General features: G+C 63.0%; 25 protein-coding genes. 9 read left to right on the top strand and 16 right to left on the bottom strand.

Annotation, left to right across the window (positions count from 1 at the left end; translation table 11 throughout):
- Positions 1–62: 62 nt before the first annotated feature.
- From ACTIGF_RS10305 to ACTIGF_RS10265, 9 genes are all read right to left on the bottom strand, one after another.
- Positions 63–638, bottom strand: coding sequence for a DUF805 domain-containing protein (locus ACTIGF_RS10305; RefSeq protein ID WP_439636810.1), 576 nt, complete (start codon positions 636–638; stop codon positions 63–65).
- A 58-nt stretch (positions 639–696) separates the two neighbouring features.
- The gene (locus tag ACTIGF_RS10300; protein ID WP_439636809.1) at positions 697–1,224 is read right to left on the bottom strand and encodes a DUF805 domain-containing protein; all 528 of its coding nucleotides are present in this window, start codon (positions 1,222–1,224) and stop codon (positions 697–699) included.
- A gap of 79 nt (positions 1,225–1,303) precedes the next feature.
- The gene (locus tag ACTIGF_RS10295) at positions 1,304–1,864 is read right to left on the bottom strand and encodes a DUF805 domain-containing protein (protein ID WP_439636808.1); all 561 of its coding nucleotides are present in this window, start codon (positions 1,862–1,864) and stop codon (positions 1,304–1,306) included.
- A 151-nt stretch (positions 1,865–2,015) separates the two neighbouring features.
- Positions 2,016–4,046 (bottom strand): acetyl-CoA carboxylase biotin carboxylase subunit, encoded by a 2,031-nt coding sequence (locus tag ACTIGF_RS10290; protein WP_439636807.1) that lies wholly within the window; start codon positions 4,044–4,046, stop codon positions 2,016–2,018.
- Positions 4,047–4,124: 78 nt separating this feature from the next.
- Positions 4,125–4,637, bottom strand: coding sequence for a potassium channel family protein (locus ACTIGF_RS10285; protein WP_439636806.1), 513 nt, complete (start codon positions 4,635–4,637; stop codon positions 4,125–4,127).
- A 61-nt stretch (positions 4,638–4,698) separates the two neighbouring features.
- Entirely contained in the window at positions 4,699–6,222 is a 1,524-nt protein-coding gene (locus ACTIGF_RS10280) for a Ppx/GppA phosphatase family protein (protein ID WP_439636805.1), read from the bottom strand.
- Positions 6,222–8,414 (bottom strand): RNA degradosome polyphosphate kinase, encoded by a 2,193-nt coding sequence (locus ACTIGF_RS10275; protein ID WP_439636804.1) that lies wholly within the window; start codon positions 8,412–8,414, stop codon positions 6,222–6,224. The genes ACTIGF_RS10280 and ACTIGF_RS10275 overlap by 1 nt, the downstream gene beginning before the upstream one ends.
- A 34-nt stretch (positions 8,415–8,448) precedes the next feature.
- Positions 8,449–9,117, bottom strand: coding sequence for a hypothetical protein (locus ACTIGF_RS10270; protein WP_439636803.1), 669 nt, complete (start codon positions 9,115–9,117; stop codon positions 8,449–8,451).
- Positions 9,117–10,148, bottom strand: a complete 1,032-nt coding sequence (locus ACTIGF_RS10265; RefSeq protein ID WP_439636802.1) for a DUF2066 domain-containing protein — start codon at positions 10,146–10,148, stop codon at positions 9,117–9,119. The genes ACTIGF_RS10270 and ACTIGF_RS10265 overlap by 1 nt, the downstream gene beginning before the upstream one ends.
- Positions 10,149–10,316: 168 nt before the next feature.
- Between ACTIGF_RS10265 and purM the strand changes: the two genes are divergently transcribed.
- Genes purM through arfB form a run of 4 tightly spaced genes read left to right on the top strand, consistent with a single transcriptional unit; the run spans position 10,317 to position 13,784 of the window.
- Positions 10,317–11,354, top strand: a complete 1,038-nt coding sequence (gene purM, locus ACTIGF_RS10260) for a phosphoribosylformylglycinamidine cyclo-ligase (RefSeq protein WP_439636801.1) — start codon at positions 10,317–10,319, stop codon at positions 11,352–11,354.
- A 3-nt stretch (positions 11,355–11,357) separates the two neighbouring features.
- The gene (gene purN / locus ACTIGF_RS10255; protein ID WP_439636800.1) at positions 11,358–12,014 is read left to right on the top strand and encodes a phosphoribosylglycinamide formyltransferase; all 657 of its coding nucleotides are present in this window, start codon (positions 11,358–11,360) and stop codon (positions 12,012–12,014) included.
- 38 nt (positions 12,015–12,052) lie between these two features.
- The gene (locus ACTIGF_RS10250; protein ID WP_439636799.1) at positions 12,053–13,369 is read left to right on the top strand and encodes an MFS transporter; all 1,317 of its coding nucleotides are present in this window, start codon (positions 12,053–12,055) and stop codon (positions 13,367–13,369) included.
- A gap of 1 nt (position 13,370) precedes the next feature.
- Entirely contained in the window at positions 13,371–13,784 is a 414-nt protein-coding gene (gene arfB, locus ACTIGF_RS10245; RefSeq protein WP_439636798.1) for an alternative ribosome rescue aminoacyl-tRNA hydrolase ArfB, read from the top strand.
- On the opposite strand, the gene ACTIGF_RS10240 is transcribed toward arfB, so the two are convergent.
- The gene (locus ACTIGF_RS10240; protein ID WP_439636797.1) at positions 13,781–14,332 is read right to left on the bottom strand and encodes a MarR family winged helix-turn-helix transcriptional regulator; all 552 of its coding nucleotides are present in this window, start codon (positions 14,330–14,332) and stop codon (positions 13,781–13,783) included. The two genes, arfB and ACTIGF_RS10240, sit on opposite strands and share 4 nt — an antisense overlap.
- A 94-nt stretch (positions 14,333–14,426) precedes the next feature.
- On the opposite strand from ACTIGF_RS10240, the gene ACTIGF_RS10235 reads away from it, so the two are divergent.
- Both ACTIGF_RS10235 and ACTIGF_RS10230 read left to right on the top strand, forming a co-directional pair.
- Positions 14,427–15,149, top strand: coding sequence for a hypothetical protein (locus ACTIGF_RS10235; RefSeq protein ID WP_439636796.1), 723 nt, complete (start codon positions 14,427–14,429; stop codon positions 15,147–15,149).
- Positions 15,150–15,220: 71 nt separating this feature from the next.
- Positions 15,221–15,706: a peroxiredoxin family protein gene (locus tag ACTIGF_RS10230; protein WP_439636795.1), complete on the top strand. Its 486-nt coding sequence runs from the start codon at positions 15,221–15,223 to the stop codon at positions 15,704–15,706.
- On the opposite strand, the gene ACTIGF_RS10225 is transcribed toward ACTIGF_RS10230, so the two are convergent.
- Positions 15,703–16,935 (bottom strand): winged helix-turn-helix domain-containing protein, encoded by a 1,233-nt coding sequence (locus tag ACTIGF_RS10225; protein ID WP_439636794.1) that lies wholly within the window; start codon positions 16,933–16,935, stop codon positions 15,703–15,705. The genes ACTIGF_RS10230 and ACTIGF_RS10225 overlap by 4 nt on opposite strands.
- Positions 16,936–17,066: 131 nt before the next feature.
- Here ACTIGF_RS10225 and ACTIGF_RS10220 point away from each other — a divergent pair, with 131 nt between their 5' ends.
- Positions 17,067–18,518, top strand: a complete 1,452-nt coding sequence (locus tag ACTIGF_RS10220) for a S41 family peptidase (RefSeq protein WP_439636793.1) — start codon at positions 17,067–17,069, stop codon at positions 18,516–18,518.
- A gap of 60 nt (positions 18,519–18,578) precedes the next feature.
- Here the strand turns inward: ACTIGF_RS10220 and ndk are convergent, their stop codons facing one another.
- Entirely contained in the window at positions 18,579–19,001 is a 423-nt protein-coding gene (ndk, locus tag ACTIGF_RS10215; protein ID WP_022702019.1) for a nucleoside-diphosphate kinase, read from the bottom strand.
- Between the two features lie 119 nt (positions 19,002–19,120).
- On the bottom strand, positions 19,121–19,876 hold the full coding sequence (locus tag ACTIGF_RS10210; protein WP_439636792.1) for a DUF2268 domain-containing putative Zn-dependent protease: 756 nt from the start codon (positions 19,874–19,876) through the stop codon (positions 19,121–19,123).
- A gap of 154 nt (positions 19,877–20,030) precedes the next feature.
- Between ACTIGF_RS10210 and ACTIGF_RS10205 the strand changes: the two genes are divergently transcribed.
- Both ACTIGF_RS10205 and ACTIGF_RS10200 read left to right on the top strand, forming a co-directional pair.
- Positions 20,031–21,920 carry an ABC-F family ATP-binding cassette domain-containing protein gene (locus ACTIGF_RS10205; protein ID WP_439636791.1) on the top strand — a complete coding sequence of 630 codons (1,890 nt, stop codon included), beginning with the start codon at positions 20,031–20,033 and terminating at the stop codon, positions 21,918–21,920.
- A 117-nt stretch (positions 21,921–22,037) separates the two neighbouring features.
- Positions 22,038–23,663: an acyl-CoA synthetase gene (locus tag ACTIGF_RS10200; RefSeq protein ID WP_439636790.1), complete on the top strand. Its 1,626-nt coding sequence runs from the start codon at positions 22,038–22,040 to the stop codon at positions 23,661–23,663.
- 42 nt (positions 23,664–23,705) lie between these two features.
- Here ACTIGF_RS10200 and ACTIGF_RS10195 read toward each other — a convergent pair whose 3' ends face one another.
- The 3 genes from ACTIGF_RS10195 to ACTIGF_RS10185 are packed head-to-tail and all read right to left on the bottom strand — an operon-like array spanning position 23,706 to position 25,983.
- Positions 23,706–24,008 (bottom strand): I78 family peptidase inhibitor, encoded by a 303-nt coding sequence (locus ACTIGF_RS10195; protein WP_439636789.1) that lies wholly within the window; start codon positions 24,006–24,008, stop codon positions 23,706–23,708.
- Complete coding sequence (locus tag ACTIGF_RS10190) at positions 24,005–24,454, bottom strand: DNA polymerase III subunit chi (protein WP_439636788.1); 450 nt, start codon at positions 24,452–24,454, stop codon at positions 24,005–24,007. Before ACTIGF_RS10190 ends, ACTIGF_RS10195 begins: the two co-directional genes overlap by 4 nt.
- A gap of 59 nt (positions 24,455–24,513) precedes the next feature.
- Positions 24,514–25,983: a leucyl aminopeptidase gene (locus ACTIGF_RS10185; RefSeq protein WP_439636787.1), complete on the bottom strand. Its 1,470-nt coding sequence runs from the start codon at positions 25,981–25,983 to the stop codon at positions 24,514–24,516.
- Positions 25,984–26,084: the final 101 nt, after the last annotated feature.

The raw sequence follows: 26,084 nt of genomic DNA, 5'->3' as shown, positions 1-26,084 counted from the left end.
CCCGGTATGAAACGGAGCGCGCGTCGATGGCAAGTCCGCCCTGCGTCGCAGGGCGGACACGATCAGTTCTGATCCTTGTCCGTATCGTCAGGCAGGTCCATCGGCGGGACACTGGATGCGGGCTGGGATGTGGGAGGGCCCTCAGCGCCAGGAACCGGTCCATAGCGGTTCTCTTGCGGATCAGACTTCAGAATGGCGTTGGCGCCAAACACCACGATCAGACCGACAACCAGCGACGAAATCGCAGCCGGCAAGGCCAGCTCCTGCGCGAGCTGCGCCTGAGCCTGCAACATCTGCGAGAACCCGGTGACATCTTCCATGGCCTGCATCATGTCGCCCGCAAACATCATGGTGATGATCTGGTTGCTGATCATGCTGAGGATAAACCAGACCAGCAAGACCAGCAGCAGGAACCAGCCGGTCTTTCCGTTGTCATGCAGGCGTTTGCGCCACAGGACGACCCACGGATAGATCAAGGCCAATCCCACCAGCGTCTGCACGCCCATCAGAGCGGTGTTACCGGTCAGTGACAGCAAGGCCATCACGAAACCGATTCCTAACAGCACCAAAGCGCCGGCCTGGAACTGGCTTGGATTGATGCGCCCGTTCGGCGCAAAAAGAACATTCATCAAACTCATGGGTCGCCCTCCGTCTCTCCCCTTGCCAGCCAGCCCTAATGGCCAGCCAGCCTCCATATCAATCCTTGGATTCGCCCGAATCTGCATCCGTCGGTGAAGCCGCCGGCGCGGCCGGTTCAGCCGGCGCCGCAACCCCATCAATCACCGGGGCCGGACCATAGGCGTTGGCGCCCGCATCGCTTTTGAGCACCCCCACCCAGATCGTGTAGGCGATCCAGACCAAGGTGCTGAGCAGGAAGAAGACGCTGGCCAATCCGCCGCCGGCGATCAACGCGCCCATATTGACATCGCCCTCGCCCGCCATTGCGGCGATGAACACGCCGCCCAGCATGATCGAGCCGATCACACCCAGCACGATCGAGACGGCCCATGGCACGGCATGCAACCAGGCGCTGTTGCCCGCATCGTGCAGACGCTTGCCATAAACCGCGACGCCGACCCAAAGCAGACCCAGCCAGATCAGCGTGCCGAGAAAGGGAATCCAGGTCAGCAGCAAATTGCCGCCGAATATGATCGCAACGCCAATCCAGAACTCTTTCTGGCCAATTCGGCCGTTCGGATTGAACAGCAGATTTCCAATATCCATGATGTCCCCAGGTTTTGATGTTGAGATGCGCGTAATGGCAGCGTTCGCGGTTCGGCGACTCGCGTCAAGAAAAACCGGATCAGCCCTCAGCAGGCGGCGCCCCGGCTGAACGGGCTGCGGCCTGGGCGTAGACGGCCTGACGCGGCGCAGGTCCGTAGACATTGTCGTCCTGATCAGAGGCCAGAACACCCACCCAGATCGTGTAGACCACCCAGGTCAGCGCAGCGAGCGACCAGAAGAGCAGCAAGCCGCCCGCCGCCAGCAATCCGCCACTGACCAGCTGGGCCGTGGCTTTCGGAGACAAATCGCCCGATTCCAGCATTTCCCAGCCCCCCGGCGTGCCGACCATGTCCACAACCGGCGCAAGCGCGGCGCCCCCTGCGGCCACAACGCCAAATCCCATCAAGGACAGCGAAATGACCCAGGGAATAAGATGAATCCAGCCGGTCTTGCCCGCATCATGCAACCGTTTGGCGGACACCACGGCGCCGACATAGATCAGGCCGATCCAGAAAACGGCGCCGATCACCGGCAGGGGCGCGAGAAACAGGTTGCCAAGAACGATGATCAGCATGCCCAGCCAGTATTCATTCTGGGTGCTGCGACCGTTGGGGCTGAACAGGGTGTGACCGAGATTCATCCAAGTCTCCGTTTCTTTACAGGCTCAGTGTGCCTGCGCCGCAGGGCTGACGTCAAATGAAGTCTGGGTAAGTTAACCGGCAAACAGACAGACAAACAAAACGCTGCAGCCATCAAGACTGCAGCGTTTTGAATCGGACTGTATGAAAACTTTAGTCGAACTCGATCAAAAGTTCGTCGGCGGCGACTGAAGCGCCCGCGTCGCAATTGACCGACTTGATGACGCCGTCGAGTTCCGCGCGCAGCACGTTCTCCATTTTCATGGCCTCGACCACCATCAGCGCTTCACCCGCCTTGACCTCCTGGCCCGCCTCAACCGCAATGGAGACCACAAGGCCCGGCATCGGGCTGGTGACCAGCTTGGCGGTGTCCACCGGCTCTTTTTCCGGCAGGCGCGCATGAAGCTCGGCGATGCGCGGCGTACACACCAGGGCGTCGGCCTGATAGCCGCGATGACGCAGCTTGTAGCCTTCGGTGCGGTCTGCGACGAAGACCGCGAAATCCTGGCCGTCCAGCGTCCCTTCAAACATGTGGTCGCCCGGCTTCCAGCTGGTGGTCAGCACCACCGGCTCCGCGATCAGGCCCGGCGCCCAAAGCTCGGCGCCCGCCTCATCCAGCTCCATCGCCCCTTCGGGGATGCGCAGCTCCACCGGGAAACGCTGATCATTCAAGATCACCACCCATTCATGGGCCTGCCCCTCTTCAGGCAGCGGGGTGATGCGGCCCGACACGCGCGCCGCGCGCTCCACAAAAACCGTGTGGATGAACGCTGCGGTCGCACAGAGCGATTTGAGCTGGAACTCGGTCGGCGCGGTGCCGTTGAAGCCTTCGGGGAAGTGCTCGTCGATATAGCCGGTATGGATGCGGCCGGACTTGAAGTCCGCCTCGTCCAGCACCGCGGACAGGAAAGGCGCGTTGGACTGCAAGCCGTCCACATAAAGCCGGTCGAGGGTTTCTGACAACGCGTCGATGGCCGCGTCGCGATTGTCGCCATAGCCGATGACCTTGGCGATCATCGGATCATAGAACATCGAGATTTCATCGCCCTCGCGAACGCCGGAATCAATGCGCAGCGCACCACGCCCGATCGGGCCTTCCAGCGGTTCGACATAATGCTTGAGACGGCCGATCGACGGCAGGAAGCCGCGGTAAGGATCTTCCGCGTACAGGCGCGCTTCCACCGCCCAGCCCTTGATCTGCATGTCGGACTGCTTGAAGCCGAGCTTTTCACCCGCCGCCACGCGGATCATCTGCTCCACAAGGTCGATTTCATGGGTCAGCTCGGTGACCGGATGCTCCACCTGCAAGCGGGTGTTCATTTCCAGGAAGTAGAAATTGCGATCCGGGTCGACGATGAACTCCACCGTGCCGGCGCTGTCATAATCGACCGCCTTTGAGAGCGCGACAGCCTGATCGCCCATCTTCTTGCGGGTCTCGGGGTCGAGGAAGGGCGACGGCGCCTCTTCCAGCACTTTCTGATTGCGACGCTGGACCGAGCATTCGCGCTCGTTGAGGTGCACCACATTGCCATGCTTGTCGCCCAGCACCTGGATCTCGATATGGCGCGGCTTCTCGACGAATTTCTCGATCAGGATGCGATCATCGCCGAACGAGGATTTCGCTTCATTCCGGGCCGCCTTGAAGCCTTCGCGCACTTCGGATTCAGAGCGCGCGATGCGCATGCCCTTGCCGCCGCCGCCGGCTGACGCCTTGATCATCACCGGATAGCCGATATCGCCCGCCACTTCGACGGCCTGCTGGTCGTCCTCGATCTCGCCCTTGAAGCCGGGAACGGTGCTGACGCCGGCCTCGGCGGCCAGTTTCTTGGATTCCAGCTTGTCGCCCATGGCCGAGATGGCGTGCGGGTTCGGGCCGATCCAGGCGATGTTCTTTTCAGCCAGCGCCTTGGGGAAGTTCGCGTTCTCAGACAGGAATCCGAAACCGGGATGAACGGCGTCCGCGCCCGTGTCCAGGCACGCCTGGATGATCTTGTTCATGTCGAGATAGGATTCGCCCGGCGCCGGCGGTCCGATGAACACGGCCTCATCCGCCATCTCCACGGCCAGCGTGTCCGCGTCCGCTTCGGAATAGACCGCCACGGTGGGAATGCCCAACCGCTTGCAGGTCTTGATGACGCGCACAGCAATTTCGCCGCGGTTGGCGATGAGGATCTTGTTGAACATGCCCGGTCCTGTCGAACTTTCTGAAATGTGCAGACGGTTTAGCGCGCTGCGGAGCACGGGGGCAAGTCGAACAGGATGCTAGCTGATCGGATCCGCATCGTCCTTGCGGCCCGCCTTGCGGGTTTCAAACAGTTCCGCCTCGTCCTCCCGACGGTCCAGCCAGCGAAACTCCACCGAGCGCAGGCGGCTGACGACTTGCAGCAGAAAAGCTGTCGACCAGCCCAGAAGCAGAAAGCCGTTGGCGCTTTCAATCCCCGCCAGCACCCGCCAGCCCGGCTCCAGCACGATGTCGCCATACCCCACCGTGGTGAAGGTGGAGGTTGAAAAATAGAGAGCTTCCTCAAAGGTTTCGATGACGCCGCCAAACCGGTACAGCGCCGCGTACACCCAGATCTGGACAGCGTGCAGAAAGAACAAGCCCTGTACCACGCCCAGGATCAGCGCCATCTGCCACCAGGCCGACGTCACATGATTGGAACGCCCTTCCCGCCAGCGCATCATCGCGATCAAGGCCGCCAGGCCGCCCAGGTGAATGGACGTGGTCAGCACCACCATCATCGTCGCCAGGGCGAGAAAAGAAAACAATTCCATTCGTCCTCTCACTGACCAATGGCTCAACCCTAGCCAGCCCGCGCATGGTCGGCTAGCGAGCCTATCTGATCATGACGGGCTTGAGGTCCATCGCGCTGCAAAACTGTTCAAACCGTTTCCAGGCTCGCTCAACGACCAGATCTTCGGTTTCCGGCCGCGCCGTGATCCGCAACTCGCCCTCTCCGCGCGACAGCGTGAAAGATTTCAGCAGCTTCGCCGTGCGGCCAGACAAGGCGGCGCCAAAGCGCAATCCCAGCCCCACCCGCATCGCGGCCGCGCGTTGCTCCTCATTCAGCAAATGGCTGGAGACGCAGTCTTCATTGCGAGAGGATTTGCCTTCATAGCGATGATGCAGGCAGAGCGCGAGAAACGCACGCTCATCATGGCTCAGCCCGCCAATGGGCGCATATAGGACTTGGGTGAAAGCCAGATCGCCGCGATGATCAGGGTGCAGGCGCGCGCCGATATCGCACAAACGCGCCGCCGCCGCGCGCAAGCGTTGATCGCGGATGTCGGAAAACGCAGCGGTTTCGCCTTTGAAGGCTGGCTCCAGCCAGTCCGCAAGCGCCAGGCCGAATGCGGGCTCGGGCGACGCGGAATGGGCCATCGCCTCTGCACCGCTCAACAGCGGGTCGCCCTCTTCCACCAGGCTTGGATCGCTGACACAGACCACGCCTTCGCGCAGGCCGTTGGCGGAGAACACCAGGCGGGAAAACCTTCCCGCTTTCATCACCCGGTCGAGCAGCATGGCGGCGTAGGGCAAGGTGGAAGCGCGTTTGGACGCCACGCCGGGCACGGACGCCAATGAGCTTTCGCTCTGGCTCATGGCGAAATCGACGGCCTTGCGCACCTGTTCGGGCGTCAGCTCGTATTCATGCAACAGACGCAGCGGGTAATTGCGCAAGGTCATGGACAGATTGGCGAAAGAGCGCCAGGCGCCGCCTACGGCGTAAAACGTGTCGCCTGCATTCGTAAGCACGTCACTGGCGCGCGCCAGTTGTTCATCCACATGGCTGCGTAGATCCTGAGGTCTGTTGCTGGCGGCGTTCACCGCCAACGGGCCCAGCGGCAGGGTCACCGCGGACAAGGTCGTGCGGTTGTCCAATCCGGTCAGCTCCAGGCTGGACCCGCCCAGATCACCAGCCACGCCCCAGGCCTCGCCCACGCCGGCCAGCACGCCCAGCGCGGAATACCGCCCCTCTTCCTCGCCGCTCAGCACGTCAATGACCAGGCCCGTCTCATCGCGAACCCGCTGGACGAAGTCCGGACCGTCCACGCACTCGCGCACCGCCGCTGTCGCCACGGCGCCGCGCGTGGTGACGCCCTTGGCGTCAAGCAATTGGGTGAAGCGTTTGAGCGTACGCAAGGCGGCCTCGACGCCTTCAGGGTTCAACCGTCCCGTCTCCGCCGCGCCGCCGCCGAGCCCGGCCATCGTCTTTTCATTGAACACAGGCCAGAGCATCCGCCCTTCAACCCGGTACTGCACCATGCGCACCGAGTTCGAGCCCACATCAATCACCGCAACGTCGCGGCCCTTGAGCTGAGGTTCTGCGCTGCCGAAGCCGAAAATGTCACGGACGCCCATCAGTCGCGCGGACCCACATGGGGAAAGGCGGGCGGCTGATCGCGTTTGAGCGCTTCGCCCCGGCCCGACAGGGATGGATTGGTCATGAAATAGGCATGCGCCGAGAACGGCTCGTCCACGCCGTCGGTGTCAAAGCGCGTATAGGAGCCGTCGGCGTTCATATACCAGCTCTGGGTTTCATCATTGAGATTGGCGACCATGATCTGGTCGAGCACTTGCCGGTGTACGGTCGGATTTTCGATCGGACACAGGGTCTCGATGCGCCGGTCCAGATTGCGCGGCATCCAGTCTGCGGAGGAAATGTAAATCTCCGCCTGCGGGCTTGGCATGGGCGCGCCATTGGCGAAGCAGGCGATCCGTGAATGCTCCAGAAACCGCCCGACGATGGATTTCACGCGAATATTCTCTGACAAGCCCGGCACGCCGGGTTTCAGACAGCAAATGCCGCGCATGATCAGCTCGCACCGCACGCCAGCCTGGCTGGCTTCATACAGCTTGTCGATGACACGCGGGTGGACCAGCGAATTCATCTTCGCCCAGACCCCGGCCGGCTTGCCGGCCTTGGCGTTCTCGATCTCGCGGTCGATCTTCTCGCAGATGAATTCGAGCATGTTGATCGGGCTGATCACCAGCTTTTCCAGCTGCTGCGGCCGGGCATAGCCGGTGACATAGTTGAAGATCCGGCCCGCATCCCGGCCAAAGGCGGGATCGGCGGTGAACAGCGACAAATCCGTGTAAATGCGCGCCGTGATCGGATGGTAATTGCCGGTGCCGAAATGGGCGTAGCTGCGCAAGTCCGCGCCTTCGCGGCGCACCACAAGCGAGATCTTGGCGTGGGTCTTGTACTCGATGAAGCCATAAACGACCTGCACGCCGGCGCGCTCCAGATCACGCGCCCAGCGCAGATTGGCCTCCTCATCAAAGCGCGCCTTCAGCTCCACAAGCGCCGTGACGTTCTTGCCCGCCTCCGCCGCCTCGATGAGTGCGGCGATGATCGGCGAATCCTTGGACGTCCGGTACAGCGTCTGCTTGATCGTGATGACGTCGGGATCGCGCGCCGCCTGACGCAGGAACTCCACGACAACGTCAAAACTTTCATAGGGGTGGTGGACGATCAGATCCTTGGCGCGCACCGCCGCGAACACATCCCCGCCATGATCCTTGATCCGTTCGGGGAAGCGCGGCTCATAGGGCTCGAACTTCAGCTCCGGCCGCTCATCAGGGATCATCTGGCTCAGCTGCGCCATGCCCAGAAGCCCGTCCACCAGCTGCACATCCTGTTTTTCGGCGTGCAATTGCTGGGTGATGAAGCGGCGCAACTCTTCGGGCATGCCCGCTTCAATCTTCAGGCGCACCAGAACGCCGCGGCGGCGTTGTTTGAGCAGCGCTTCAAACTCGCGCACCAGATCTTCGGCTTCTTCCTCGATCTCGATATCGCTGTCGCGAATGATCCGGAACGCGCCCTTGCCCACAAGATCAAAGCCGGGGAACAGGGCGTCCATGAACAGGATCAGGATGGTTTCAAGCGCAATGAAGCGTTTGACCGGACGGCCCTGCTCGTCCACGCGTTCAGTGGGAATCTCGATAAACCGCTTCACCCCGGCCGGCATGGGCAGAAGCGCATTCATGATGCGCCCGTCGCGTTGCCGCTTGAGCTTGAGCATCAGCGCGAAGCCGAGATTGGGAATGAACGGGAACGGGTGCGCGGGATCAATCGCCAACGGCGTGATCACCGGCAGCGTGTGCGCCAGAAAGTCATCGCGCAGCCATTCGCGCTCTTTCGCTGTCAGGTTTTTCTCATCCACCAGCTCCACGCCTTGCTCGGCCAGAAGGTCCTGCAGTTCACGCCAGGTGTCCTGCTGCGCGGACATCAGCGCCGTGGCGGCCTCATTGATCTGGTCAAGCTGCTGGCCGGGCGTGCAGCCATCCATGCCGGGCCGGTCCATGCCGTTGCGCAGCTGGGCGCGCAGGCCGGCCACACGCACCATGTAGAACTCATCGAGATTACTGGCCGAGATGGACAGAAAACGCAGGCGTTCGAGCACCGGATGACGCGGATTGCGCGCCTCCTCGATGACCCGCCAGTTAAACTGAAGCCAGGACAGCTCACGATTGAGGAACCGGTCCGGAGAGGCCATCAGCGCCTCCACATCAGTCCCGGATATGGAGGATGAAGGCGCGGCGTCGGTCATCACAGGGCTCCAAACAGGCGAAGGGCGCGTCGGGTCAACTGGATAGGACTGACAGCCCCTCGCGCGCAAGTGTGCGTGTGACCGGGCCTTTGCGCGCCAGCGCTTCACGGTCGAGCCAGGCCGTCAGACGCCGGGCGTAATCCACAGATCGCTCCATGCGATCAAGGAGATACTCCAAAACCCCAGGAGAGAGCGGCGTGCGTTTGTCACGGAAAAGTTTTTCCATCACCTGACGCAGCAAGGCGTCGTCGGGCTCATGCAGCACCGCGGTTTCCGTCGCAATCATGCGAGAGGCCAGATCAGGCAGCGACACCGGCCATTCCGCCGGGGCTTTGCCCGCCGTCATCAACACCGTCACGCCCGCATCGCCTGCGGCCCGGTTCAACAGGTGAAACAGGGCGTTTTCATCCACGCCCTTGTCGCAATCCTCAACCAGCACGGCCGCGCCCCGTCCCACGCTCTTCAGACCTTTTGACAGATCAGCGGCGTCAAGCGGCATGGCGCGCGTTCGTGCGGTCCACATGTGAGACAGATGCGTCTTGCCGCTGCCCGCCGGTCCGACCAGCAAGAGATGGCCTTGCCGCCAGCGCGGCCAGCGATTGACGAGCGCCAGGGCGGCGGCGTTGGCTTCGCTGACCGCAAAGGCTTCGGCCCGATAGTCGGGCTCAAGCACCAGATCGAGCGCGAGTTGTCCTGGCTTCATTAGCGGCTGCGTACCGTCCAACCCAGTGTTTCATCCTCGGCCAGAACCGCGCCGCGGGCGCTCAGTTCGGCCATGACCTGTTCGCGCGCGCCCCGATGGGTGATCGTCATCGCGGCGCCGGTGCGCGAAATGGCGTCCAGGCGCGCATTCTGGATCAGAGACGCGCCGGTCACCGCCTGTTGCAGCTCTCGCCATTCGGCCAGATTGTCAAAAAGAATGCTCAGATCGAGTTCGGCCACGGTCGTGTCGCGCACCACGCTGGCGCGTTTCCAGTCCTGCTCGCGGCGCTCCACAATGGCGCGCGCTGCATCTTCAAACCCGCCGGCCAGGCTGACCGGGGATACGGTCTCACGCTGCAAGCCGCCCTCGCCGTCAAAGCTGACGATCACGCCGCCTGCCCGCACAGACCCTGGTTCCTGACGCGCAACCAGCACCATGACCCGCTCAAGCCCCATCGCATCGAGGACGGAGCGCAAAGCGCTGGTGTTGAGCGACGTGACGGCATCCGCCGAAATCGCATCTTCATCGACCGCCAGGACGGGGGTGAGCGCATGCTCGAAACCGTTGTTTCGCCAAACTTCCAGCCAGTCTCCGCCCAGCACCCGCGCACCTGAGCTCAGCTCAGTCACCGGAATGACGGCCATGGGCGCAGACTGGGATTCAACAAACGGCACGCCTAGCCCCGACAGATACCGGCGCACGGCGCGCGGATCGAAATCCAGGCTCAGCACGCCGCGATAGCGGGTGGCCGAGCGCTGCTCGTCAGAAATCTGCAGCCCCGCAATCAAACTGGCCGCATCATCTGCAGTGATGACAGGCAGGCCTGATTCCATTCGGTCTTCGGGCAAGGTCAGACGCTCGATCAGTCTCAGGGCGCCCTGGGTCTGCCCCTCTTCCAGCGCCGTGCGCTGGGCGTCGTAGGCCGTGTCCGCCCGCGCATCAATGGCCACGCCGTCAATGGTGAAGGGGCCGTCCGCCAGGGCCGAGGCGGTCATAACGCCAGCCGCCAGCCCCGCGAAAGCCCATTGCATTGCTTGCCTGATCGCTTGCATGGTGATCCCCTGATGCGTCATCTCTGACCGCGACTATACGCGGATGCGCGCTGCGGTGAAGCCTGTTGCGGCGCCCCGCCCTCTCGCACTTTTGACAATTGCGCGCTATGCACGCCTGAACTGACGATATGGCCAAGGGAGCCGCACGTGTCACACTCCGACCCGAGCCCGAAATCCGGACTGACCTACGCTGACGCCGGCGTCAGCATTGATGCAGGCGACGCCCTGGTTCAGGCCATCAAACCGCTGGCCAAATCCACCGCCCGCCCCGGCGCAGACACAGGCCTTGGCGGCTTTGGCGGCGCGTTTGATCTCAAGGCCGCCGGCTTTAATGACCCGGTGCTCGTCTCAGGCACGGACGGGGTCGGCACCAAGCTCAAGCTCGCCATCAGCTCCGGTATCGTCAACACGGTCGGCATCGATCTGGTGGCCATGTGCGTCAACGACATCCTGGCTCAGGGCGCCGAGCCTTTGTACTTCCTCGATTATTTCGCCACCGGCAAACTCGACCCCACACGCGGCGCGGCCGTGGTCGCAGGCATCGCCGAAGGCTGCCGCCAATCGGGCTGCGCGCTCATCGGCGGCGAGACCGCTGAAATGCCGGGCATGTATACGGGCGAGGATTTTGATCTGGCCGGCTTTGTGGTCGGCGCCGCTGAGCGCGGCGCGCTGCTGCCGCGTCATGATCTGATGAAGGAAGGCGACGCGCTGATCGGCCTCGCCTCCTCCGGCCCGCACTCGAACGGCTATTCGCTGATCCGCCGGATCATCGACCATGCCGGGCTCGATTTTGACAGCGACGCGCCTTTCGCGCCGGGCCGCAAGCTGGCTGAAGCGCTGCTGGAGCCCACCCGCATCTATGTCAAAGCGCTGATGCCGCTGATCCGTGAAGGCCGCATCAAGGGGCTGGCGCACATCACAGGCGGCGGGATCACTGAAAACACCCCGCGCATGCTGCCGGACCATCTGACATTTGACGTGGATTATGACAGCTTTGAGCGCCCTGCCGTGTTCAAATGGCTGGCGGAAGCCGGCGATGTGGCCGAGAGCGAAATGCGCCGGACGTTCAATTGCGGCGTCGGCATGATCCTGGCGGTCGAGGCCAGCGAGGCGCACTCGGTTTGCGAGGCGTTAAACGCGGCAGGCGAGAAAGCCAGCCTTATCGGCGCGTTGAAGGCGAGCTAGACTATGGCGAAAACTAAAGTCGGCGTTTTGATCTCCGGGCGGGGATCAAACCTTCAGGCCTTGCTGGATGCGGCCCAGGATCCGGACTTTCCCGCCGAGATCGTCCTCGTCCTGTCCAACAAGGCCGGCGCGCAAGGGCTTGAGCGCGCCCGCAAGGTGGATGTGCCCACAGGCTTTATCGACCACACGCTTTATGAAGACCGCGAGGACTTTGAAAAAGACCTCGACGCGACACTGCGCGAAGCCGGCGTCCAGATCGTGTGCCTCGCCGGTTTCATGCGCATTCTCACGCCCTGGTTCGTCGAGAAATGGCGCGACCGGATGCTCAACATCCACCCCTCTCTGCTGCCCGCCTTCAAGGGCGTCCACACCCATGAACGCGCTCTGGAACAGGGCGTGCGGGTCCATGGTTGCACCGTGCATTTCGTGCGCGCGGAGATGGATGACGGCCCGATCATCGGTCAGGCGGTAGTGCCGGTCATGGCTGGCGACACGCCCGAAGCCTTGTCCGCGCGGGTTCTGGAAGCAGAACACAAGCTCTACCCCGCTTGCCTGAAACTGGTGGCGGACGGCAAGGCGCGCGTCTCGGCGGAAGCCGTGCGCATCGCTGAGGGCAGCGAACCGGACAGCGAATCTATTTTGATCAATCCGGCGGTCTAGCTCACGCTCTTGCATGGCTGTGACAGGAGACGGACCCCATGAGCGAGGCGCCCCAAGACGCACTCTCTGAAACCGTATACTCGGCGCTTTATGACGATGATGAAGCTCGGGTCTGCAAGGACGTGCCCGAAAGCGCCTGTCAGCATCAACCGCGCAACTGGGTCTTCTCCACCCTCTCCCTCAGCCTGACCAAGACCGGCGATGCGCTGGTCGATCCCAAACTCACCTTGACCTGGTTGCTCGGCGCGCTCGGCGCCCCCGCCTTTCTGGTGGGTTTGCTGGCGCCCGTGCGCGAAGCGGGCGCGCTCCTGCCTCAGCTCTTTATCGCCACTGCCATCCGCCAGCGTGAAAAGCGCAAATATGTCTGGGCGGCCGGCTCGCTGGGCCAGGCGCTGGCGTTGGTGATCATGGCGGTGATCGCGCTGACGCTTGATGGCGCGCTGGCGGGCTGGCTCCTGATCGCCATGGTCGGCGTTTTCGCGGTCGCGCGCAGCCTGTGCTCGGTCAGTCACAAGGATGTCCTGGGAAAGACCGTGTCCAAAACCCGCCGCGGCGCAGTCAGCGGCTACGCCACCACGGTTTCAGGTCTGGTTGCGTTGGTCTTCGGGGCTGTCTTGGTGGTCTCGCCTGACACCGGCGCGCCGGTGATCGCAGGGCTGCTCCTTGTCGGCGCCGGCCTTTGGGTGAGCGCGGCCTTTGTCTATCTGCAGTTAGCTGAAGCGCCCGGCTCGACCGAGGGCGGGGCGAACGCCTTCCCCGAGGCGATGAAGCAGATCCGTCTGCTCTGGACAGATCGCGATTTTGGTCAGTTCGTCGCCGCTCGCACCTTGATGATCGCCACCTCCATCGCCCCGCCCTTCCTCGTCTCCGCCGCGCAAAACCGGACCGGCGCCGAGCTCGCGGGCCTGGGCGGGTTTCTGGTGGCGTCGGCCAGCGCGGGCTTTGTCAGCGGCTGGGCCTGGGGGCGACTGGCGGACAAATCGAGCCGCTGGGTGCTGGCCGCCGGCGGGCTGGCGGGCGCTGCGGCGTGCCTTGCAAGCGGGGCGAGCCTATTGCTGGATGCGCCCTGGTCAGAGCTGATGATCTTCCATGCGGGCGTTCTGTTCGTGCTCGCCTTCGGGCATCAGGGCGTGCGGCTTGGCCGGTCCACCTATCTGGTCGATCTGGCCGATGAAGACACACGCGCCAGTTACACGGCGGTTTCAAACACCGTGATCGGCGTCTTGTTGCTGGTCTATGGGCTGATCATGGGCGGGCTCTATCAACTGAGCGGGCCGTGGGTCATGATCGGGCTGGCGGCCAGCGCCCTGGCCGGCGCGGGGCTCGCCGTTTCGCTAAAACCTGTGTCTGGCTGACATGCGCATCACAGATGATATCAGCATTGATGAAAGCCTGATCACCGAGCGCTTCGTGCGGTCGTCCGGACCCGGCGGCCAGCATGTGAACAAGACTGAAAGCGCGGTGCAGCTGCGCTTTGACGTCAGCGCCAGCGCCCTGCCCGCCGCGATCAAGCAGCGGCTGGTGCGCCTCGCCGGCACGCGAATGACCCAGGACGGCGTGCTGATCCTGCATGTGGAAGATCACCGCTCTCAGGAGCGCAATCGCGCCGAGGCCCGCACCCGACTCAAGCGCCTGATCGAACAGGCGAGCCGCAAGCCCAAGCCGCGGATCAAATCGCGTCCTTCGCTCAATTCGATCAAACGCCAGAAAGACAAGAAGGCGAAGAAGAGCCAGACCAAGGCGATGCGTCAGAAGCCGCGGCCGGATTAGGGTTGGCCGCCTGCGAGTTCATGCTCCATGCAGATTTGATCCGCGCCCTCTTGAGAGATTGTTGCATTGAGAAGGCCACAAAAATCAGGCTGACCGCCCCTGAAATGCCGACAGGTGCGGCACACGCCGAACGGCTTGCCGCCTCGCCGCAAGATCAGCTGGTCAAATAACCGTCCCAATGTTTGCGACAACAGCTCGATATCCTTGTCGTCAAGGGCGCAGACCGCCTCTTCGAGAGCGGCGACAGGGTCGCGTGTCAGCCTGTCCGTTCCGGCATGCGTAAGGTCAAGACGAACCTTGCGGGCATCGCCGACGCCTTCGCTTTTGCAAATCAGTCCCTTGCGCTCCAGAGCAAGCAGGGTTTGCGAGACCGTGCCCTTGGTCAGCCCCAGATACGCCACTACAGCCTTGGGGCTTCGCGAGACCGGATTGGCGCGCGCGAGAAACCGCAACACCTCCCATTGGACAGGCTTCAACCCCTCGGCATGGGCCTCGTTATGCACGAGCCGGGACAAGCGTTCGATGCGTTCGGATACGGGCGTTAGCATGCACAATCAGTATCGACTAAAAACTTGTCTTGCAAGACCAGGCCCGACGCCGTAAGCATTTTGGTATTGAGTCGATACTTATGGAGATCCCGTCATGCGTATTCCTTTCGCCCTCGCCCTCGCCCTTGTGCTGGCGTCCAGCCATGCCGCCCTGGCCCATCCGGTTCAAAGCCCGGTCGATGAAGCCATCAATCCCGCTTTTGACATCACCCATGCTGAAGCCAGCACCACTGGCCGCCTTGTGACCTTCGCCATGGAAGTCGCGGGCCAGGCCGGATCCGCCAAACCCCTGCCTGCAGGTCAGCTACATGGGGCCGGCGTCGCCGCCTATGTCTGGCCCACCAGCCTGAATCCGTCATCGGTCGGTTTTGAAGCCGACTCCGGCATTCTGGCGCTCGCGATCACGGCCCACCCCGATTTTGATGACACGCCGCTGTTTGATGAGAACGGCGACGGAGACCCCGCCAATGATGGTGCGAACTGGCATTCCCACTGGGTGGTGCTCGCCGAGGACAGTCTGTGCGGAGCCGGGTTGAAAGTTCGTGATGTCTCACCGGGACAGGATGTGCTTCCGGCGACTGCGCCCAATCTGCCCATCGCCCTGGACAGCCCGGGCATGAGCCCGGTTCTGGACGGCTCAACAGCTCGCATCACCGTGCCGGTCGCGGGCGCAGACGGACTCGCCTTTGACGCCGTGACGGCGGAGCTGACGGTCAACACGGACGAAGACATCCCGTTGCTATGTGTCACTGGTGTTCATGACATCGCATCCGGTGATCTGTCCCTGCCGGGCATCATCATGGGCGCTTCTGACTAAATCCGAACGACGTCCGCATCGCGCGTGAAGCCCCGGAGGCGCGATGCGGGCGCGTCTTGAAAGGACCGAACATGTCCCACAGACTTGCGCCCGATCTTCACGTCACACGTTGGCTGAACACGGATACTGCGCCAGACCTGAACAGCCTGAAGGGACGCGTGGTGATGATCCTCGCCTTCCAGATGCTCTGCCGCGGCTGCGCCGTTCAGGCCGTGCCACAGGCGCGGCGGGTTCGCGAACTGTTCAGCGAGACAGATTTGATCGTACTCGGGCTTCATACCGTTTTCGAACACCATGAAGCGCAGGGATCAGAAGCCGCGCTTTCGGCCTTCATCCACGAAAACCGGATCGGCTTTCCGGTTGGAATCGACACGCCTGGCACGGGCCCCGCAGCGCTGCCAGCGACTATGAACGATTACCGCATGCAGGGCACGCCTACGCTCGTTCTGATTGATCGCGAGGGCGTCATTCAAAAACACAGGTTCGGTCATACTGAAGACTTGCAGCTGGGCGCAGAAATCATGAGCCTGATCCTTGAATCTCCGCGTCCCGGCTAGCGCTCACACCGCCCGCCGCCCACAGCTTCCAGCTCCCGGCAGAGCGCGTCGGCGCCCTGCTCGTCTCCACTCTCGCGCAGAACCGCCGCAAGGCCGTTGACCGCTTCAACATTCAGCGGGTCCAGCGCCAGGACGCGGCGATACCACAGCTCGGCCTGTTGAGGCTCTCCGGCGTCGGCCCGCAAGCGCGCGACCGACAGGCCCACAGCGCTCTGCCAGGGCCGGATGGCGACAGGATTGGCGGCGTAATCGCGAGACATCGCCTCAAAACTGCGCGCCAGAAGCTCCGCCTGCCGCTCGGGATGGCCGGTCAGCTCTTCAAGCTCTGACAAATTGATCATCGCGCCCCAGTTTTGAGGGTCGATCACCAGCGCCCGGTCATAGGCGCGGCGTGCGGCCTCAAAGTCTGATTGCGCCGCCTTGATCAGACCCAGCGCCCGCCAGGCGCGGGCATGGCCGGGGTCAAGTTCGGTTGCTTCTTGCGCCAGCGCTTCAGCGCGCACGAGCGCCGCTTGCGCGCGCGGCGTCTGCATTTCGCCCGACTGAAGCGCCTCGGTCAGCGTGGTTCGGTTCGCTTCGCCCTCAAGCCCCCAGCGGATCACCCGCTGGGTCAGGGCGTTCGCCTGCCCCGCCAGCGCCGCCGCATTGGTCGGGTCTTGGGCCAGAGCCCGCTCATAAAGCCGCAAGGCCGCTTCATTGTCCGAGCGCGTATACTGGGCGTAAAAACCGTCCGCGCGGTCCAGCAGCGCCAAGGTCTCATCGTTTGTCTGGATTGAAGGCTCCGGGTGCGGCGCCTCCCCGCCCCGCGACAAAAGGCTCGCCCCGACCAGAATGATCATCAACACCGCCGCTGACGCCGCCAGAACCGGCGCGCCCACCTTGCCCAGGGGCGTCCGGGGCGAGTCTTTGACCGGCTCGACCGTTTCAAGCAGGCGATAGCCGCGCCGGGACACCGTCTGCACATAGCGCGGCGATTTGGCGTCATCGCCCAAAGCATGGCGCAGCTTCCAGACCGTACGTGACAAAGCGTCGTCATTGACGCTGGCGCCCGGCCAGAGCGCAGCGGCGATCTCGTCCTTGGAACGCACCTCACCCTTCGCCTCGGCCAGATAGACCAGAAGGTCCATCACTTGCGGCTCCAGCTCCACGACGCCTTCAGGTCCCGTGAGCTGGTTCAGCACCGGATCGACTCGCCAGGCTCCCATCCGGAACGCGGTTTCAGCTCTCATTTCAGTCCTGACGCGGTAAAAGGAGGAAAGGTCAGACAATCAGGAAGCGATGGTCATGGCAATCTTGCGCCTGTCGATCTTGTGTGAATGAGCGTCCAGTTCGGGACGCCACACAGTTCAGGAAGACACAGATGGTTCGATCCCTTTTGCTCGGCGCGCTCGTCGCCGCGCTGCTGCCGACCTGTCAGGCGCAGGAGCTGATCTCCACGGATCAGGCGCAAGAAGACGCCCAGGCGCTTTATGAAGGCCTTCAGGCGGCGCATTATGATCTTTACGTCAACACGCCCAAGCCGGTCTTTGACCAGTATTACCAGGAGCTGCAAGACAGGCTCGACGACGGTCCGATCAGCCCGGCCGATTTTCACAGCGCCTTGCAACGCTTCGCCGCCCACGCCCATATCGCCCACACCCGGATTGAAGGGTTCAATCCCGGTTTTGTCGACCATATGTCTGATGAAGCTCTGGTCTTTCCCTTGAGCTTTGAGGTGCGCGAGGGCGAGGTGATCGTCACCCAGGCGCCGTCTGCTTCCAGCGTGCGCCCCGGCGACCGGATCGTGACGCTGCAAGGCGCGTCCAATGCGGACTGGCTGGCGCGCCTGACCCGCAACATCTCCGCGGATACGCCCGCCCTCGCCTACAGCCAGATGCAGGGCATGGAGCTGTATTATATCTGGCTGGAATACGGCCCGCTCTCGCGCTTCACGCTCGAGCTTGAAGACGCGGCGGGCGTCAGACGTCAGGTCGAGCTCGACGCCGTTCCCATGGCGGCGCTGTCTGACCGCGAGGGCGTTGAGCGCATTGATCTGTCCGGCCGCGACGCCCGCATGCTGACGGGCGACATCGCCTATCTGCGTCCCGGACCGTTTTACAATACGGCCGCCCAGACCCCGCAAGAGGCCTATGATCCTGAAGCGCTGGCCGCCTACACAGCCTTCATCGACGGCGCCTTTGAGCGCTTCATCGATCAGGGCGCGCAGGCGCTGATCCTCGATGTTCGGGACAATCCGGGCGGAGACAATTCCTGGTCAGATCCGGTCATCTCCTGGTTCGCCGACCGCCCGTTCCGCTTCGCCTCAGAGTTCCGCATTCGCGTCAGTGACCTGAGCACGGCGTCCAACCAGGCGCGGATCGACGCGGCGCCTGACAGCCCATCCAGCACATCGCAGATGCTCGCTGATCTCTATGACAGCGCGCCCAATGGCGAAACGGTGAGCTTTGAGCTGCCCTACGCCCACCCCCGCGACGGGCGGCGGTTTGAGGGCGCGGTTTATGCGCTCGTCGACCGGCGCAGTTTTTCAAACGCCGTCTCGGTGGGCGCGATTGTGCAGGATTACGGTTTTGGCGCTGTGATCGGCGAAGCCAGCACCGACATGACCACCACGCTGGGCGCCATGGAGCAGTTCACCCTGCCCCATTCAGGTATTGTGGCGGGCTATCCCAAGGCGCTGATCATCCGCCCCAATGGCGACACGCACACCCACCCGCTGGAGCCGGATGTTCGTTTGCCCGGCCCGAGGCTTGGCGATCAGGGCGATGTGATGCTGGACGCTGCGATCGCTCATATCGAGCGTCAGGGGCGCTGACACAAAAAACCCCGGCGGATCGCTCCGCCGGGGTTTTGCGTTCAGCTCTGCTGGCGCAGATTAGCCGACGATTTCGTCGTCGGAGAAGAAGAACGGGATTTCCTGAGCGGCGGTTTCCGGCGCGTCAGACCCGTGCACGGAGTTGGCTTCGATGGATTCTGCGAACTCCTTGCGGATGGTGCCGGGCGCAGCGTCTTCCGGGTTGGTGGCGCCCATGACTTCGCGATATTTCGCGATGGCGTCTTCACCTTCCAGAACCTGCACGACCACCGGGCCGGAGATCATGAAGCTCACGAGATCGCCGAAGAACGGACGCTCTTTGTGCACGGCGTAAAAGCCTTCAGCCTGATCCTTGCTCAGACGGATGCGCTTCTGAGCGATGATGCGCAGGCCGGCTTCCTCGATCTTGGCGTTGATGGCGCCGGTGAGGTTACGCGCGGTGGCGTCGGGTTTGATGATGGAGAAGGTGCGCTGGATCGCCATGTGACGGAGTCCCTGTCTGGCCTCTCAAGGATTGAGAGGGGAATGGATTTGCCGCGGCTTATAGCCATGCCGGACGGGTATGAAAACCCGTGTCCGCCATTGGCGCTGATCTCATGGCCCTAAAGCCCCTCAAAACCCGCCATGCGCCAGATTTCATCGGGGCTATGAGCGCTGATCTCGACAATGCCCAGTCCCGAGTTCGCCATCGCCCGCCGCACCAGCTCGGCGCCGGTGCGATAGCCGATCGCTTCGCGGCCGTCGGGATGAGCGAACATCCAATGCCCGTAATTCGCGTTGCGGGGCAGAGCCCGGGTTTCCTCGGCCCAGACCCGGAAAGTGTCGGCGTCGAGCGGCTCATAGGCCGTCTCCCGCCCCTCATGGGCTTCCGCATAGATTTCGGCGAGGCCTTCATTGGCCGCCGCGATGGCGATGCCGGGGCCGAAGGCGTTGTTCTCGATCGTCCAGCCGCGCGCCAGATGGTGCATCTCATGCAGCCCGGTGCGCATCAGGCCTGCCTGCGCCGCCGCCTCGACGCCGCCGGGATAAGTGACGGACAGCTCGATCACCAGCTCGCCGGGACGCTGCGCCCGGCCTGTCACGCCGCCCAGCGCATCCACGCCCGGACGCTCGATCGGCATGATCGTCACGGAGACCCTGTCAGGCAGTGCGGGGAAGTCCGCGTTTGTGATCTGATGCGCCTGAGCAAGCAGGTGTGTGATCAATGCGCGTTCGGATGACGTGAACTCATGCTCCGCGCCCGTTTCAAACGAGACCGAAACCGCGCCTTGCACGCTTTCGACGGGCTGATGGGCCAGCGCGACCAGGGTGGTCCCCGAAGCGCCCAGCATGAGGGCGAGCGTCAGTGCCTTGATCATATCCAACCTGCGTTTGTTGTTATGCCGCTATGCCTATCGACTTCTCTTTTAGCGCAGGATTGCCGCTCCATGACAGTTTGGACAGCCAACAGATCGGCCGTCTCCGCGCAATCGGCTTGCCCGCCGCGTCAGAGCGATGTAACCGGCACGCCTCATGTTGCACATCAATGATCTCTCCCACCGCATCGACGGGCGCCTGCTGTTTGATCAGGCGACGCTGTTCCTGCCCGCCAAGACCCGCATGGGGCTGGTGGGGCGCAACGGCACGGGCAAATCCACGCTCTTCCGGCTGATCCTGGGCGACGCCACGCCCGATGACGGATCGGTGAGCCTGCAGCCCGGAGCGCGCATCGGCACGGTGGCCCAGGAAGCGCCGGCGGGTCAGACCTCGGTGATGGATTTCGTCCTCGCCGCCGATCTGGAGCGCTCCGCCCTCCTGGCCGAAGCGGAGACCGCAACCGACCCCCACCGCATCGCCGAGATCCAGACTCGGCTCGCCGATATTGACGCGCACTCGGCTGAGGCGCGCGCCGGCGCGATCCTCAACGGTCTTGGGTTCAGCGCGACCGATCAGGGGCGCGCCTGCGCGGAATTTTCCGGCGGCTGGCGCATGCGCGTGGCGATGGCGGCGACCCTGTTCGCCAAGCCCGACCTGTTGCTGCTCGATGAACCGACCAACTATCTCGACCTTGAGGGCGCGGTCTGGCTGGAAACCCACCTTCAGAAATTCCCCGGTGCGGCGCTGATCATCTCCCACGACCGCGATCTTCTGAACGCGTCGGTGCATTCCATCGTCCACCTCAAGGATCTCAAACTGTCCGTCTGGGACGGCGGCTATGACCAGTTCCAGCGCCAGCTGGCCGAGCGTCAGCGCCTGCAGATGAAGATGGTGGAAAAGCAGGAGGATGAGAAACGCCGCCTGCAAGCCTTTGTGGACCGGTTCAAGGCCAAGGCGACCAAGGCCAAGCAGGCCCAGTCCCGCGTCAAGCGCATCGAGAAGATGCAGCCCATCGCCACTATGGTCGAAGATCCGGTGGCGCCGTTCGAGTTTCCGAACGCCGAGCGCCGCATGGCCAATCCGCTGGTGCGGTTTGACGAATGCGAGACCGGCTATAGCGAAGACAAGCCGATCCTGAAAAACCTTGGCATGCGCATCGATATTGATGACCGCATCGGGCTTCTGGGACGCAATGGCGCGGGCAAGTCCACCTTCGCCAAGCTCTTGACCGGCGCCCTGCCCGTGACCTCCGGCGCCATGCGCATGCACAAAAAGGCGGTGGTGGCCCATTTCGCCCAGCACCAGATCGACGCCCTGTCGGCCAATCATTCAGCGTACACCCATGTGCTCGAACGGATGGAGGACGCCACCGAAGCCGAGCGCCGGGCGCGCCTCGCCCGCTTCGGCCTGCCCGCCAACCGTCAGGAAACGCCCGCCAAGAACCTCTCAGGGGGTGAGAAGGCGCGGCTTCTGATGAACCTCATCACCTTTGACGGCGCGCATCTTCTGATCCTCGACGAGCCGACCAACCACCTCGACATCGACAGCCGCGAGGCGCTCAAGGCCGCGATCAACGAGTTTGCGGGCGCGGTGATCATCATCTCCCACGATCGCGATCTGATCGAAAGCTGCGTGGACCGGCTCTGGCTCGCCGCGGACGGCACGATCAAGCCCTATGACGGGGATATGGACGATTACCGCCGCGAGCTGCTGGCCGGTGAAACCAAGCCCCGCGACAAGTCCAAACCCATGGGCGGGCAGAAGACCCAGGACCGGCGCGACGCCGCAGCCGCGCGTGAAAAGCTCAAACCCTTGAGGGCGAAAGCGGCCAAATCCGAGAAAGAGATCGAACGCCTCAAGGGCGTGCTTGAAAAGATCGACGCCGGTCTCGCCACAGACGGGTTATGGGAGAAAGACCCAGACCTCGCCACCGAGCTGACCAAGAAGCGCTCCAAATGCGTGGACATGATCGACGAGGCGGAGATGGCGTGGCTGGAGGCCGAAGAAGCGCTCGAAGCGGCGGTTCAGGCGGCGCAGGACGGATAAACCTCGGCGGTCTAAGCCTAAAGTCGTGTGACCGCCGGTCACCTTGTCCAGAGTCACTCCCCGTGTCCAAATGCGGATCAAACGTCTTGAGAACGTGATCCCGGGGAGTGTTTTGACATGGGCTCTATCTACGACACCGATCTTGATCGCAACGCGGCTAACCATGTGTCGCTCAGCCCGATCAGCTTTCTGACGCGCACCGCCCGCGCCTACCCTGAAAAACTCGCCGTCATCCATGGCGATATCCGCCGCAACTGGGGCGAGGTGTATGAGCGCTCGGTCCGGCTCGCCTCGGCTTTGTCAAAGCGCGGCGTGAAGAGAGGCGACACGGTCGCGGTCATGGCGCCGAACATCCCCGCCTTTGTGGACGCCCATTTCGGCGTGCCCATGTCCGGCGCCGTGCTCAACGCCCTCAATATCCGGCTCGACGCGGAAGCCATCGCCTTCATCCTCAAGCATGGCGAAGCCAAGGTGATCCTGGTGGATCGCGAATTCTCAGACGTCATCGCCTGTGCAGTCGAGACGCTCGAGACGAAACCGCTGGTCATCGACATCGACGATCCGCTGGCCGAGCATGGCGATCTGATCGGTGAGATCGAGTACGAGGCCTTCCTGAAAGAGGGCGACCCGGGCTTTGAGTTCCATCGTCCGACCGATGAATGGGACGCCATTGCGCTCAATTACACCTCCGGCACCACGGGCGACCCCAAGGGCGTCGTCACCCATCATCGCGGCGCGTATCTGAACGCCCTCGGCAACGCCATGGAATGGGATTTGCCCCATTTCCCAGTCTATCTGTGGACGCTGCCGATGTTTCACTGCAATGGCTGGTGCTTCCCCTGGACGATTGCGGCCAAGGCGGGCGTCAATGTCTGCCTACGCAAGGTCGAGCCTTTCGCCATCCTGTCGGCCATCGCCGAGCACAAGGTCACACACCTCTGCGGCGCGCCCATCGTGATGAGCATGATGATCCAGCTGCCCGAAAAGGAACGGCCGGAATTTGATCATCCTGTCGCGATGATGACCGCCGGCGCCTCTCCGCCCGCCAGCGTGATTTCAGGCATGGAGGCAATGGGCGTGACGGTGACGCACACCTATGGCCTGACGGAAGTCTATGGCCCCTCCATAGCCTGCGCGTGGAAGCCGGAATGGGATGAGCTGCCGCTGAAAGAGCGCGCGCGGCTGAAGGCGCGCCAAGGCCTGCCCTACATCACCCAGGAAGACCTGATGGTGGCGAACCCAGAAACCCTGGAACCCCTGCCCTGGGACGGTAAAAGCCTCGGCGAGATCATGATCCGCGGCAATGCGGTGATGAAAGGGTATCTGAAAAACCCCGCCACCACCGAGAAAAGCTTTGCGGGCGGCTGGTTTCACACCGGCGATCTCGCCGTCACCCATCCCGACGGGCATGTGGAGATCAAGGACCGTTCGAAAGACATCATCATCTCGGGCGGCGAGAACATCTCCTCGGTCGAGGTGGAGGATGTGCTCTACAGCCATCCCGATGTGGCGGCGGCGGCCGTCGTGGCCAAACCTGACGCCAAATGGGGCGAAACGCCCTGCGCTTTCATTGAGTTAAAGAGCGGAAGCGATGTAACGCCGGAAGCGATCATCGCCTATGCGCGCGAGCATCTGGCGCACTTCAAGGCGCCGCGTCTGGTGGTGTTCGGCGAACTTCCCAAGACCGCCACCGGCAAGATCCAGAAATTCGTGCTGCGCGAACGGGCGCGGGAGATGGGCTAAGGGGTTAGGTCAAAGAAGGCGACTCTGAGCGTAGCCCTTTGCCTAACCGCACTTCACCTCGGCCACCGTGCCGTCATCGCCCACGACGATGTTCAGGCGGTCCGGGCGGTAGTCGGTGGTGACGATGTCGCCGTAGCCATAAACCCGGTGCGGACGCGGCAGACTGTCGGTATGCACGCCGCCAACCGGCTGGCCCACCAGCACCTGATAGGCCTCTGCGGCGCAGAGCTGGATCTCTCCCCCGGTCTCCGGCGCGAACTCCGATTGTGGCCCGGTTTCCAGCGGCATGGCGGCGCACGCGGTCAGCGTCAGACCAGCGGCGATGAGGGTGAGTGTCCGGATCATGCTTTGCGCTCCCAGCGGCCCATTTCGTTCTGCCGCCAATAGCTAATGGCAATATCAGACTTTTTCTGGGCGGCCCAGAGCGCACGGGCGCGCGCCAGGCTGGTTTCGTCGGACGCCTCAAACATCACCACCACGCGATCCCAGGCGGACACATCGCCGGGATCAGCGCCGTCGAGGCAGAACAGCATATTGGCTGTGTGCACATTCTCAGGGGTGTCCGCAAGCAGGATCGGCTGGTCTTCGGCCTGAGGCGCGCTGGCGCGGCCATGCGGCAGAAAACTCTCATCGCGGAAGGTCCACAAATGCGCATCCAGATGGTCCAGCCGCGTCTCTTCCTGGCTGCACACCAGGGCGCGGCCGCCGCGCTCCATCAACTTCGTCAGAAGTTCGGGCAACGCCTCGTCAACACTGGCGTTTTCCAGATGATAGAACCACAGCTCGGCCATTTGTGCATCCTGAATGGCGACGCCCCCGGCACAAGGCCGGGGGCGCTGCGGAAAGGGCGTTAGCCCTCGAAGTTGTCACGCACCAGACGGTCCAGCAGGCGCACGCCATAGCCGGTGCCGAAGGTGGGCTGACGCGGATCTTTCGAGCCCGCATGCATGCCGGTGCCCGCGATGTCGATATGGATCCAGGGCTTCTCGTTCACGTGACGCTTGAGGAATTGCGCCGCGGTGATTGAGCCGGCCAGACGGCCCTCGCCCACGTTTTTCATGTCCGCATTCGGGGTGTCGATCTGGCGGTCATATTCCGGACCGATCGGCAGGCGCCACACGGTTTCGTCGGACGCCTTGCCCGCTTTCTCCAGCTTGGCGACCAGATCGTCGTCATTGGAGAACACGCCCGCATGCTCATGGCCCAGCGCAATCAGGATGGCGCCGGTCAGGGTTGCGAGGTTGATCATGAATTTCGGATCAAAACGGTCTTGGGTGTACCACAGCACATCGCCCAGAACGAGGCGGCCCTCGGCGTCGGTGTTGTGGATCTCGATGGTCTGGCCGGACATGGATTTGACGATATCGCCCGGACGCTGGGCGTTGCCGTCCGGCATGTTCTCGACCAGGCCGATCACGCCGATGACGTTCGCCTTGGCTTTACGACCGGCGAGCGCGGCCATCAGGCCGACCACAGCGGCGGAGCCGCCCATATCGCCCTTCATTTCGTCCATGCCCTGGCCGGGCTTCAGCGAGATGCCGCCGGAGTCAAAGGTGACGCCCTTGCCGATGAAGGCGAGCGGCTTGTCGCCGGACTTGCCGCCATTCCACTTCATCACGACCATTTTGGATTCGCGCACCGAACCCTGGCCCACACCCAGCAGGGCGTGCATGCCGTATTTCTCCATCTCCTCTTCGCCGAAGACCTCAATTTCAAGGCCCAGCTTGCTGAGTTCCTTGACTTTCTCGGCATAGCTCTCGGGATAGAGCGCGTTCGGGGTTTCGTTGACGAGGTCACGCGCCAGGGTCACGCCATCGGCGACCGGCCCCCATTGAGCCCAGAGCTTTTCAGCGGCGGAGGCATGGCTGGACACCATCTCGACGCTGGTGACGGAGGGCTTTTTGTCCTCGGCCAGCTTGGTGCGGTAGGTGTCGAACCGGTAGCTCGCCAGGGTCGCGCCCAGCGCGCCGCGGCACAGCTGGTCTGCATCGCCATCCAGATGCACGGAGACCGCCTTGGCGCCAGACGTCAGGACCGACTTGATCACGCCCGCCACAGCTTTCTCGGCGCCATTGCCGTCGAGCTTGGATTTATCGCCCAGACCGAACAGCACGATGCGGGTCGCATCCACGCCCGCAGGCGCTGCAATTTCCAGAAGATCGCCAGCGCCGCCCTTGAAACGAGACGCTTCAATCGCGCGGGTCACTGCGCCGGAGGTCGCCGAATCAAGCGCCTTCGCGGCGTCCGACAATTTGCGGTCGGCGTAAACCGGCGCTGCAACTGCATCGCCAGACGCTGAGGCGGCAAACAGGATTTTCATGGCAAGCCTTTCTAGTATCTGCAAGATTACGGCGCGCGAGGACCGCGCGGCCCGTTGGAGAACTCCATGCGGGCAGTGGTATCGCATCCCAACCCGCGTTA

It is taken from the genome of Oceanicaulis sp. (assembly GCF_051859625.1).
Classification (GTDB): domain Bacteria; phylum Pseudomonadota; class Alphaproteobacteria; order Caulobacterales; family Maricaulaceae; genus Oceanicaulis.
This window is presented reverse-complemented; position numbering and strand designations above follow the sequence as displayed.

What these genes read in the sequence shown, in the direction of transcription:
- purN (WP_439636800.1), top strand. Translation starts at nt 11,358, where the DNA reads ATGGCGAAAACTAAAGTCGGCGTTTTGATCTCCGGGCGGGGATCAAAC.
- ndk (WP_022702019.1), bottom strand. Translation starts at nt 19,001, where the DNA reads ATGGCGATCCAGCGCACCTTCTCCATCATCAAACCCGACGCCACCGCG.
- arfB (WP_439636798.1), top strand. Translation starts at nt 13,371, where the DNA reads ATGCGCATCACAGATGATATCAGCATTGATGAAAGCCTGATCACCGAG.
- ACTIGF_RS10280 (WP_439636805.1), bottom strand. Translation starts at nt 6,222, where the DNA reads ATGGGCGTCCGTGACATTTTCGGCTTCGGCAGCGCAGAACCTCAGCTC.
- ACTIGF_RS10235 (WP_439636796.1), top strand. Translation starts at nt 14,427, where the DNA reads ATGCGTATTCCTTTCGCCCTCGCCCTCGCCCTTGTGCTGGCGTCCAGC.
- ACTIGF_RS10300 (WP_439636809.1), bottom strand. Translation starts at nt 1,224, where the DNA reads ATGGATATTGGAAATCTGCTGTTCAATCCGAACGGCCGAATTGGCCAG.
- ACTIGF_RS10190 (WP_439636788.1), bottom strand. Translation starts at nt 24,454, where the DNA reads ATGGCCGAGCTGTGGTTCTATCATCTGGAAAACGCCAGTGTTGACGAG.
- ACTIGF_RS10290 (WP_439636807.1), bottom strand. Translation starts at nt 4,046, where the DNA reads ATGTTCAACAAGATCCTCATCGCCAACCGCGGCGAAATTGCTGTGCGC.
- ACTIGF_RS10275 (WP_439636804.1), bottom strand. Translation starts at nt 8,414, where the DNA reads ATGACCGACGCCGCGCCTTCATCCTCCATATCCGGGACTGATGTGGAG.
- ACTIGF_RS10220 (WP_439636793.1), top strand. Translation starts at nt 17,067, where the DNA reads ATGGTTCGATCCCTTTTGCTCGGCGCGCTCGTCGCCGCGCTGCTGCCG.
- ACTIGF_RS10240 (WP_439636797.1), bottom strand. Translation starts at nt 14,332, where the DNA reads ATGCTAACGCCCGTATCCGAACGCATCGAACGCTTGTCCCGGCTCGTG.
- ACTIGF_RS10225 (WP_439636794.1), bottom strand. Translation starts at nt 16,935, where the DNA reads ATGAGAGCTGAAACCGCGTTCCGGATGGGAGCCTGGCGAGTCGATCCG.
- ACTIGF_RS10200 (WP_439636790.1), top strand. Translation starts at nt 22,038, where the DNA reads ATGGGCTCTATCTACGACACCGATCTTGATCGCAACGCGGCTAACCAT.
- ACTIGF_RS10270 (WP_439636803.1), bottom strand. Translation starts at nt 9,117, where the DNA reads ATGAAGCCAGGACAACTCGCGCTCGATCTGGTGCTTGAGCCCGACTAT.
- ACTIGF_RS10285 (WP_439636806.1), bottom strand. Translation starts at nt 4,637, where the DNA reads ATGGAATTGTTTTCTTTTCTCGCCCTGGCGACGATGATGGTGGTGCTG.
- ACTIGF_RS10265 (WP_439636802.1), bottom strand. Translation starts at nt 10,148, where the DNA reads ATGCAATGGGCTTTCGCGGGGCTGGCGGCTGGCGTTATGACCGCCTCG.
- ACTIGF_RS10305 (WP_439636810.1), bottom strand. Translation starts at nt 638, where the DNA reads ATGAGTTTGATGAATGTTCTTTTTGCGCCGAACGGGCGCATCAATCCA.
- ACTIGF_RS10230 (WP_439636795.1), top strand. Translation starts at nt 15,221, where the DNA reads ATGTCCCACAGACTTGCGCCCGATCTTCACGTCACACGTTGGCTGAAC.
- ACTIGF_RS10195 (WP_439636789.1), bottom strand. Translation starts at nt 24,008, where the DNA reads ATGATCCGGACACTCACCCTCATCGCCGCTGGTCTGACGCTGACCGCG.
- ACTIGF_RS10210 (WP_439636792.1), bottom strand. Translation starts at nt 19,876, where the DNA reads ATGATCAAGGCACTGACGCTCGCCCTCATGCTGGGCGCTTCGGGGACC.
- ACTIGF_RS10185 (WP_439636787.1), bottom strand. Translation starts at nt 25,983, where the DNA reads ATGAAAATCCTGTTTGCCGCCTCAGCGTCTGGCGATGCAGTTGCAGCG.
- ACTIGF_RS10250 (WP_439636799.1), top strand. Translation starts at nt 12,053, where the DNA reads ATGAGCGAGGCGCCCCAAGACGCACTCTCTGAAACCGTATACTCGGCG.
- ACTIGF_RS10205 (WP_439636791.1), top strand. Translation starts at nt 20,031, where the DNA reads ATGTTGCACATCAATGATCTCTCCCACCGCATCGACGGGCGCCTGCTG.
- ACTIGF_RS10295 (WP_439636808.1), bottom strand. Translation starts at nt 1,864, where the DNA reads ATGAATCTCGGTCACACCCTGTTCAGCCCCAACGGTCGCAGCACCCAG.